A 9,024-nucleotide genomic window follows, 5' to 3' on the forward strand; every position below is an offset into this window, starting at 1 on the left:
TCCCGTTAGTCGCCACCCCCCACCATGCATTAAAGTAACGTCCCCAGCCCCGGCGTTATCCGAACGCTTGGGGCCACCCTTTCCAGGAACAGTCACCGATGGAACATCGTGAAGCGCTGCTTGCGCTGCGAACCTTTCTTTCAACGCAGATTCTCGGCCAGGAAAAACTCATCGAGCGCCTGCTCATCGCCCTGCTTGCCGACGGCCACATGCTGGTAGAAGGCGCGCCGGGGCTGGCCAAGACCAAGGCCATCAAAGAGCTGGCCGAAGGCGTCGAAGCACAGTTCCATCGCATCCAGTTCACCCCCGACCTGCTGCCCGCCGACATCACCGGTACGGAAATCTATCGCCCGGAAACCGGCAGTTTCGTGTTCCAGCAAGGGCCGATTTTCCATAACCTGGTGCTGGCCGACGAAATCAACCGCGCCCCAGCCAAGGTCCAGTCGGCCTTGCTCGAAGCCATGGCCGAGCGGCAGGTCAGCGTCGGACGCAGCACCTATGAACTGTCGCCGCTGTTCCTGGTGATGGCCACGCAGAACCCGATCGAGCAGGAAGGCACCTACCCGCTGCCCGAAGCCCAGCTCGACCGGTTCCTGATGCACGTCAAGATCGGTTTTCCCGATGCCACGGTGGAACGTCGCATCCTCCAGCAGGCCCGGGGTGAAGCGCTGAACGGCGAGACCAAGCCCGAACGCCGCGTGAGCCAGCAGGCGATCTTCTCCGCGCGCAAGGAAATCCTCGGGTTGTACATGGCCGACGCCGTGGAGGAGTACCTGGTGCAACTGATCATGGCCACCCGCAACCCGGCCAAGTTCGATCCGGAAATGGCCGAGTGGATCTCCTACGGCGCCAGCCCGCGGGGCTCCATCGCCCTGGACCGCTGCGCCCGTGCCCACGCCTGGCTGGCCGGACGCGACTTTGTCAGCCCGGAAGATATCCAGGCCGTGCTGTTTGATGTGCTGCGCCATCGCATCATTCTGTCGTTCGAAGCCGAGGCCGCCGGCATCGACCAGGACCGGGTCGTGCAGCGGATTCTCGACGTCGTCGCTGTCGCTTGAGCATGCACCATGAATAACCCTCTGGCACCCGCACCGGGCATCCGCGTCAGCCTCTCGGAGCTGATCGAGATGCGCCATCGCGTGCGCGAGGTGCAGCTGTTCTCGACACCGGGACAGCGCAGTCCGCTGATCGGCCTGCATCACTCCAAGTTGCGCGGACGCGGGGTGGATTTCGACCAGGTGCGGGTCTATCAGGCCGGCGACGACGTACGCACCATTGACTGGCGCGTCACCGCCCGGACCCAGGAGCCCCACACCAAACTGTTCCACGAAGAACGCGAGCGACCGATCTTCATCATGATCGAGCAAAGCCACCGGCTGTTCTTCGGCTCGGGGCTGGTGTTCAAGTCAGTACTCGCCGCCCAGGCCGCCAGCCTGATCGGCTGGGCCGCGCTGGGGCACAACGACCGGGTCGGCGGCTTGGTGTTCGGCAATAACACCCATTACGAGGTCAAGCCGCGGCGCAGCAAACAAAGCCTGTTGCAATTGCTCAACCGTCTGGTGCGAGTCAATCAGTCACTGCACACCGAGGGCGAGCCGGATCGCGACTCGTTCGGCATCGCCCTGCGTCGGGCCCGGGAAGTGCTACGGCCCGGCAGTCTGGTGATCGTGATTTGCGACGAGCGTGCGTTGTCCGACAGCGCCGAACAGCAGTTGAGCCTGCTGTCGCGCCATTGCGACCTGTTACTGCTACCGCTGTCGGACCCGCTGGATCACGCCCTGCCCGCCGCCGGCCTGCTGCGCTTCACCCAACACGCTTCACAGTTGGAGCTCGACACCCTGAACTTCGAACTGCGCCAAGCCTATCGCGCCCAGGCCGAGGCGCGCCAAGAGCGCTGGGAAATACTGGCGCAGAAGCTGCGGATCCTGATGATGCCCCTCAGCACCCAGGGCGACATGGTCGAGCAACTGCGCGAATACCTGAACCCCAAGCGGGCCGGGAAAAGTCGATGAGCAACCTGGATCAATTGCAGCCGCTGATGGCGCCGCCCCCTATTGGTTTCTGGCCTCCCGCGCCGGGCTGGTGGTTGCTGCTGGTGTTGATCCCCTTGTTGGGCCTGGGCCTGTGGCAGTTGCGCCGGTTCATTCCCTCCAAGCGCACCGGTGCCCGTGCCGAACAACCCCTGGACCCGGTGCGACTGGCCGCGCTGGCCGAACTCGCTCTGCTACCCAAACCCTACGATGGGGCGCCGGCCGGGGCTTGGCTGCAGCAGCTCAACGGGCTGCTCAAGCGCCTGTGTCGCAACCATTACCCCTACAGCCAGAGCCACACCCTCAACGGGCGCAAATGGTTGGCGTTCCTGGATAACCGCTGCCCGGCAGCGGGCCTGACCCGCTGGATGGTATTGGTGGAAGGCGCCTACAAGCCCGAATGCAAGCTCGATGACAAAGCCATTGCCGGCCTGACCCAGGCGGTCGAAATCTGGATTCGCAAACATGTTTGAATTCGCCTGGCCGTGGGTGTTCGCCCTGTTGCCGCTGCCCTGGCTGATGCGCCTGGTGCTGCCGGCGGCCGACAGCGGCGAGCCGGCGCTCAAGGTCAGTTTCCTCGGCGACCTGGAAGGCCTGGTGGGTCGGCGAGCCCGGGCCAACCTGCCGACCTGGCGACAACAGGCGCCCTTCATCCTGCTCTGGCTGCTGTTGCTGATCGCCGCTGCTCGACCGCAGTGGTTGGGCGAGCCATTGCCCATTGCCGCCAGCGGTCGTGACCTGCTGATGGCGGTGGATGTATCGGGCTCCATGGACTTTCCCGACATGCAGTGGAAAGACGATGACGTCAGTCGCCTCGCGCTGGTCCAGCATATGCTCGGGGATTTTCTCGAAGGCCGCGAAGGTGACCGGGTCGGCCTGATCCTGTTTGGCAGCCAGGCCTACTTGCAGGCACCGCTGACCTTCGACCGCCGCACGGTGCGCCATTGGCTCGATGAGGCGCGTATCGGCATCGCTGGCAAGAATACGGCCATCGGCGACGCCATCGGCCTGGCCCTCAAGCGTCTGCGCCAACGGCCGGCCCACAGCCGCGTATTGATTCTGGTCACCGACGGCGCCAACAACGGCGGCGAAATCGCCCCCCTCACCGCCGCGCGACTGGCCGCCGACGAAGGCGTGAAAATCTACCCGATCGGCATCGGTGCCGACCCGGAACAAAGCGGTACCACGGGTTTACTCGGCGTCAACCCGAGCCTGGACCTGGACGAACCGACACTCAAGGAAATTGCCCAAGTCACCGGCGGCCGGTATTTTCGTGCCCAGGATGGTGAGCAGTTACTGGCGATCAAGACCACCCTCGACCAGCTCGAACCGGTGACTCAGCAACCGACCCAGGCCCGTCCTGCCCTGGCGCTGTATCACTGGCCCCTGGCCGTTGTGTTGCTGTTGAGCATGTTGCTGGTGGCCCGGGCGCGCTGGCCGGACAATCCATTGCAGCGCCTGTTCAACCAGCCGCTGTTCCAGCCGGCCCAACACACCGAGTGGCGCCAGCGGCTCAAGCGCCTGCGCTTGCGGAGGCGTCGATGATCGCTCTCTGGCCACACTGGCTACGCCCCTGGTTCGTGTTGCTGCTGCCTCTGCTGGGTTGGTTGCTCTGGCAACTGTGGCACCGGCAGAAACGCGTGGGCCGCTGGCAGATGATCCTGCCTCCCGCCTTTCATGCTGTGCTGCTCAGTGGCGGCAGTGGCCGTGAAAGCCGGTTGCCTTGGATTGCCCTGGGCCTGGGTTGGCTGTTGATCGTGCTGGCGTTGCTAGGGCCGAGCTGGGCGCGGGTCGAACAAACCAGCCAGAAACCCGCCGACCCGCTGGTGGTCGTGCTGGAGCTGACCCCGGAAATGCTCGCCACCGACGTCCCGCCCACGCGCCTGGAACAGGCCCGGCGCAAGGTACTGGACCTGCTGCAGAACCGCAGCGACGCCCAGACCGCGATCATCGTCTATGCTGGCAGCGCCCATACGCTGGTGCCATTGTCCGACGACCTGGCCACCAGCGCCAACCTGCTCGAAGCCCTCGCACCATCGATCATGCCGCAAAGCGGCCATCGTGCCGACCTGGCGGTCCGCAAGGCCCTGGCTCTGCTGGACCAGGGCGAACTGGGCCATGGCCGGATCCTGCTGATCGGTTCGTCGCTGAACGAGCAGGAACGCCAAGGCATTCGCCAGGCCCTGAACGGTTCCGCCACGCAATGGTTGATGCTGGGCATCGGTACCCGCGAAGGCGCACCGGTGCCCCAGGAAGATGGCAGTTACCTCAAGGATGCACAGGGTTCGATTCTGCTACCGCGCTTGGACAGCCCAGGCCTCAAGGCCTTTGCCAACAAGCTGGATGGCCGCTACCGGCCAGCGCGCCTGGACGACAGCGACCTGCGCGGCCTCGGCCTGTTGGACGGTCCTCGCCATCTGCGCAGCGACGGGCAAACACTGCGCCTGGACACCTGGGCCGACCAAGGCTATTGGCTGCTCCTGCCCCTATTGCTGCTGGCCGCCTGTGCCGGCCGGCGAGGCTGGCTATTTTGCCTGCCGCTGCTGTTCATGTTGCCGCAAACCGGCCACGCCTTCGAATTCCAGGACCTGTGGCTGCGCGCCGACCAACAGGGCCAGCATCTGCTCAAGCAAAAACGTCCCGCCGAAGCCGCCGCCCACTTCAAGGACAGCCAGTGGCAAGGCGTCGCCCTGTACGAAGCCGGCCAATACAGCGAAGCCGCCCGACGCTTCGCCGAAGGCAACGACGCCCGCGCGCACTACAATCGTGGCAATGCCCTGGCCAGGAGCGGCGAACTGGAAGCCGCGCTGGATGCCTACGAGCAGGCCCTGGAGTTGCAACCCGACCTGCGCCCCGCCCAGACCAACAAGGCGCTGGTGGAAAGCTTGTTGAAAGAGCCGCCCCCCGTACCGGAAGAGCCCAGGCCTGCCGAAAACGAGGAGCCGGACCGCGCCGAGCAATCGCCCGATGCCGACTCACCCACCCAGTCTTCCGCACCGGGGCAGCCCTCCCACGAGGCAAGCGCGACATCGGACCCATCCCAGCCCCCGCGAACGGCACAACCGTCTACCGCTCAGGATGTACCGGGCAGCGAACTGCCCGATGAGCAAACCACCACCCCACCACTGCGTCCTGCCGCAGGTCAGCGCAATGAAGAAGAACAGCGCCAGGCACTGGAACAATGGCTGCGCCAGATCCCGGATAATCCAGGGGAGTTGCTCAGGCGTAAATTCTGGTATGAACAGCAAAGCCACCAGGCCCAGGAAAAAACCCAATGACCCGCTTCACCGCCTATCTCCTCGTGTTGTTGCTCTGGGCCTCTGGAACCCAGGCTGCACAGCTAACTGCCAGTGTGGACCGCAGCCGCCTGAACTCCGGGGAAACGGTGGAACTGACCCTGGAATCCAACGACGCCACGTTGTTTGGCAAACCGGACCTGGGCCCGCTTCAGGCCTTGTTCGATGTGCGCGGTACCCGTCAGGTCAACCAGTTGACGACCCTCGACGGTGTAAACCGCGCCACCACCCGTTGGATCGTGACCCTGCTGCCGCGCCACAGCGGCACCGTGATCATTCCCCCATTGCGACTGGGCGAAGTGACCAGCCAGCCGATCACCCTGCAAGTGATCGAAAGCGAAACCCGCAACGCCTCGGGGCCCCTGGCACCGGTGTTCATCGAGGCCAGCCTCGACCAGACCGAAGTGTATGTTCAGGCCCAGGCGATCTTGACCCTGCGCATCTACCATTCGGTGTCGCTGTACGACGACAGCAGCCTCACGCCGCTGCACATCCCCGATGCCCGCACCGAGCAACTGGGCGAATCGCGCACCTATGAAAAAGTCATCAACGATGTCCGCCATGGCGTGATCGAACTGCGCTACGGCATCTACCCGCAGCGCAGCGGCGAACTGACGATTCCGGCCCAGACATTCAGTGCCACCCTGGTCGAGCCGGTGGCCCAGGACGCCGTACCTTCGGGCCCCAAACCCGGCCAGTTGATGCGAGTCAGCTCCGCGCAACTGTTGCTACACGTCAAACCCAAGCCTGCCATCTATCCGGCCGACGTGCCCTGGCTGCCCGCACGCAGCCTGTCCTTGAGTGAAAGCTGGAGCCCGGAACCGACCCATAGCCAGGTGGGCGACTCCCTGACCCGCAGCCTGACCCTGGAAGCCGAAGGCCTGGCCAGCGCCCAGCTGCCACCGCTGCCCGCCACAGAGATCAATGGCCTGCGGCGCTATCCGGACCAACCGGTACTCAGCAGCCGTCAAAGTGAGCGCGGGTTAGTGGGCAGCCGCGAAGACCGCGAGGCGCTGGTGCCCAACCGCAGCGGGACCATCGAGCTGCCACCGGTGGAAGTGGTCTGGTGGAACACCCTGGAAGACCACCTGGACCGCACCAGCCTCCCCGCGCGGACCCTGCAAGTAGCGAACAATCCAAGCCTGATGGTAGACACGCCGGCCGGTACGACGCAGATCGTGACAACGGTCGACAGCGAGGCCCTGTGGTACTGGCAACTGAGCACCTTCCTCCTCGCCTGCACCACGCTGCTGGGTTTTGGCTTGTGGTGGCGCGCCCGCTGGCAGCCGGCGATCCTGCGCTCGACCCAGACCGGACCGAACCCGCGCACCCTGCTGGATGATCTCAAGCGTACCTGCCTGGCCAACGACCCCCACGCCACCCGCCAGGCCCTCGACGCCTGGGCCCGCCAGCAACCGGAAACCCTGGCCGACATGGCGGCGCGCTTCGTGCCGCTGTCCGACGCCCTGGACGGCCTCAATGGCGCGCTCTACAGCGAAACCGGCCAGCATTGGCAAGGAGAGGACTTGTGGCGGGCCATTCGTACCATTCCCACCGCAGATCGCTCCCAGGACCCACTGGGCGACAGTGGTTTGCCGCCGCTTTATCCGAAGTGATTGCAATAAGGTCAGACAATCAATCAAACCGCGTCTAGAGGTTGAGATGGAGCTCGGCATCCAGATGAATGGCCTGTAGAAAAGTCCTGTCGTGAGAAACCACGATCAATGAACCTTGGTACTGGTTGAGCATTTGCTCCAGCGCGATTCGACTGGGTAGATCCAAGTGGTTGTCCGGCTCATCCAGCAACAGCAACTGCGGTGGCCGCTGTGCATGTAGCTGTGCCGCGAGCGCCATTTTCAGGCGCTCGCCACCACTCAATTGATAGGTCTTGAGCAGCGCACGATCCGCATCGATGCCCATTTGCGCCAACCGGGTTCGCGCCTCGGCTTCGGGCAACTGGGGATTGCTCTCGTGGAGCCATTGCACTGGCGTGCGGTCGGGGTACTGCAATCCAGCATGTTGATCCAACCACCCGATAAGGCAACTGCGTATCAGCTCACCTTCCCGCGCCGGCAGTTGACCGGCGATGACCCGCAGCAGGGTTGATTTCCCGCTACCGTTGGGGCCCAAGACTGCCAGGCGCATAGGCCCCGTCAACGTCAGATTGACAGGCGTAGCGCAACCATACGGCAACACGATGTCATTGAGCTGCAATATCAACTTGCCGTTAGGCACAGTGCTTTCCGGGGACAGCATCATGCGCTGAATCTGCGGCGCACACCGCGCACGGGCCTCGGCAATACGTCGTTGCTGCTGCTCACGGGCCACTTGTTGATTGAGGCGCAATTTCCCCTGGCTGTTTTCACTGCGTTCTTTCTGGGCGTTGGTAATCAGCTTGGTCTGATTGCCTTCACGGGTCTGACGGTCGCCGCGGGCATTGCGCCGTTGCTGACGCTCCATCTGCACGCCCCTCTCACGGTGCTCACGCTTGGCCTGCGCCCGCTCCCCTTGCAATGCCGACTGGAACGACTGCTGCTCCTGCTCGCGTGCCGCCGCATACTGACGGTAGCTGCCGCCATAAACCCCCAACCCCGACGGTGAAAGCTCGACAATTTCGTTCACGTGCTCCAGAAGTCCGCGGTCGTGGCTGATCAGCACCAGGCCGTTGGGCCAGCGATCGATCTGCTGCGCAAGCTTGTGTTGCTGATCAATATCCAGGTGGTTGCTGGGCTCATCCAGAATGAGCCAGTCAGCCCTGGATAACCACGCCCCCAGCAGCGCCACCCGTTGCCGTTCGCCGCCACTGAGTGCGTCGGTGCATGCGTGGGCATTCAAGTGACCGAGGCCGATCTGCTGCAGTTGCGCCTCAAGGCGTGCTGCGCAATCCCATTGATCGACCACCAGCGAATGGTCGTCATCGTCGACGCTACCTCGGGCAATGCGATCCAGTGCCGCCAGAATGTGGTCGACCCCGGCCAGCGCGGCGACGCTGGGATAGCGCTCGGGTTCCAGTAATTGCGCCACGGCGTAAACCCGTCCTTCGCGGCGGACGGTGCCGCTGGTGGGCCTTTGTTCCCCCGTCAGCAGCCGACCCAGCAACGACTTGCCACAGCCATTGGCCCCCACGATACCTGTGGCTCTGGCGCTGAAGGTATGGTTCAAGTGATCGAGCAGAACGCGCCCGTCGGGCAGATTGAACGACACTTGGTCGAGTTGGAGTAATCGTTGGGTCATGAAACCTCCTTGGACAATCGGCCCGACGGGCACTGAATCGTTCCCTGATGTCGTCGCGGTGGCAATAAGGATCACCATGTTTGACTACGGCACGGGCCGCCAGACCGTGCGGGTAGGCAAAACGGGTCTCATTTTTGGCTCTCCAATAGCGACAAACACGGACCGATTCCACCACAAAGCAGCCAATTGCCCGACTTAGTTTGAGCAAACTCACGCCCGACAGCTCTACATCTCCCGCACCGCCGTTTCGTGCATCGAACAATCCGTGCTCAGATCCATCAATAGTCAGGCGGTTCAGGTTGCACGCCTATCCCCCCGCAGCCCCACGCCCCTCCAAAAATACCTGCCCCGGCAACGTAAACCCTCGTAGCCTGAGCAACGCCATCGGCCCGGCGTCCAGTTCGGTGCGCAGGTGCCAGGTCAAGCCCAGCCCATCGGGGGCCTTGAGCACCATGCGGTAGCGG

7 protein-coding genes and 1 pseudogene are annotated in these 9,024 nt (G+C 63.8%); 6 read left to right on the forward strand and 2 right to left on the reverse strand.

The genetic code is table 11. The features are described from left to right. Positions 1 to 98: 98 nt before the first annotated feature. Genes AACY42_RS16580 through AACY42_RS16605 form a run of 6 tightly spaced genes read left to right on the forward strand, consistent with a single transcriptional unit; the run spans position 99 to position 6,942 of the window. Positions 99 to 1,058, forward strand: a complete 960-nt coding sequence (locus tag AACY42_RS16580) for an AAA family ATPase (RefSeq protein ID WP_339480975.1) — start codon at positions 99 to 101, stop codon at positions 1,056 to 1,058. A 9-nt stretch (positions 1,059 to 1,067) separates the two neighbouring features. Continuing rightward, the gene (locus AACY42_RS16585) at positions 1,068 to 2,012 is read left to right on the forward strand and encodes a DUF58 domain-containing protein (protein WP_339480976.1); all 945 of its coding nucleotides are present in this window, start codon (positions 1,068 to 1,070) and stop codon (positions 2,010 to 2,012) included. Then, positions 2,009 to 2,503, forward strand: a complete 495-nt coding sequence (locus tag AACY42_RS16590) for a DUF4381 domain-containing protein (RefSeq protein WP_339480978.1) — start codon at positions 2,009 to 2,011, stop codon at positions 2,501 to 2,503. Before AACY42_RS16585 ends, AACY42_RS16590 begins: the two co-directional genes overlap by 4 nt. Further along, positions 2,496 to 3,575 (forward strand): vWA domain-containing protein, encoded by a 1,080-nt coding sequence (locus tag AACY42_RS16595; RefSeq protein WP_339480980.1) that lies wholly within the window; start codon positions 2,496 to 2,498, stop codon positions 3,573 to 3,575. Before AACY42_RS16590 ends, AACY42_RS16595 begins: the two co-directional genes overlap by 8 nt. Next, entirely contained in the window at positions 3,572 to 5,308 is a 1,737-nt protein-coding gene (locus AACY42_RS16600; protein WP_339480981.1) for a tetratricopeptide repeat protein, read from the forward strand. Before AACY42_RS16595 ends, AACY42_RS16600 begins: the two co-directional genes overlap by 4 nt. Next, positions 5,305 to 6,942, forward strand: coding sequence for a BatD family protein (locus AACY42_RS16605; protein WP_339480983.1), 1,638 nt, complete (start codon positions 5,305 to 5,307; stop codon positions 6,940 to 6,942). The genes AACY42_RS16600 and AACY42_RS16605 overlap by 4 nt, the downstream gene beginning before the upstream one ends. Positions 6,943 to 6,976: 34 nt before the next feature. Here the strand turns inward: AACY42_RS16605 and AACY42_RS16610 are convergent, their stop codons facing one another. Both AACY42_RS16610 and AACY42_RS28660 read right to left on the reverse strand, forming a co-directional pair. Next, the gene (locus tag AACY42_RS16610) at positions 6,977 to 8,560 is read right to left on the reverse strand and encodes an ABC-F family ATP-binding cassette domain-containing protein (RefSeq protein WP_339480985.1); all 1,584 of its coding nucleotides are present in this window, start codon (positions 8,558 to 8,560) and stop codon (positions 6,977 to 6,979) included. Between the two features lie 307 nt (positions 8,561 to 8,867). Then, positions 8,868 to 9,024 (reverse strand): annotated as a pseudogene (locus tag AACY42_RS28660) (type VI secretion IcmF C-terminal domain-containing protein); the annotation flags it as partial.

The organism is Pseudomonas sp. RL_5y_Pfl2_73, from assembly GCF_963970515.1.
Classification (GTDB): domain Bacteria; phylum Pseudomonadota; class Gammaproteobacteria; order Pseudomonadales; family Pseudomonadaceae; genus Aquipseudomonas.

Bases quoted from the DNA above. Each gene is read 5' to 3' on its own strand.
- AACY42_RS16595 (WP_339480980.1), top strand. From the start codon at position 2,496: ATGTTTGAATTCGCCTGGCCGTGGGTGTTCGCCCTGTTGCCGCTGCCC.
- AACY42_RS16580 (WP_339480975.1), top strand. From the start codon at position 99: ATGGAACATCGTGAAGCGCTGCTTGCGCTGCGAACCTTTCTTTCAACG.
- AACY42_RS16605 (WP_339480983.1), top strand. From the start codon at position 5,305: ATGACCCGCTTCACCGCCTATCTCCTCGTGTTGTTGCTCTGGGCCTCT.
- AACY42_RS16600 (WP_339480981.1), top strand. From the start codon at position 3,572: ATGATCGCTCTCTGGCCACACTGGCTACGCCCCTGGTTCGTGTTGCTG.
- AACY42_RS16585 (WP_339480976.1), top strand. From the start codon at position 1,068: ATGAATAACCCTCTGGCACCCGCACCGGGCATCCGCGTCAGCCTCTCG.
- AACY42_RS16590 (WP_339480978.1), top strand. From the start codon at position 2,009: ATGAGCAACCTGGATCAATTGCAGCCGCTGATGGCGCCGCCCCCTATT.
- AACY42_RS16610 (WP_339480985.1), bottom strand. From the start codon at position 8,560: ATGACCCAACGATTACTCCAACTCGACCAAGTGTCGTTCAATCTGCCC.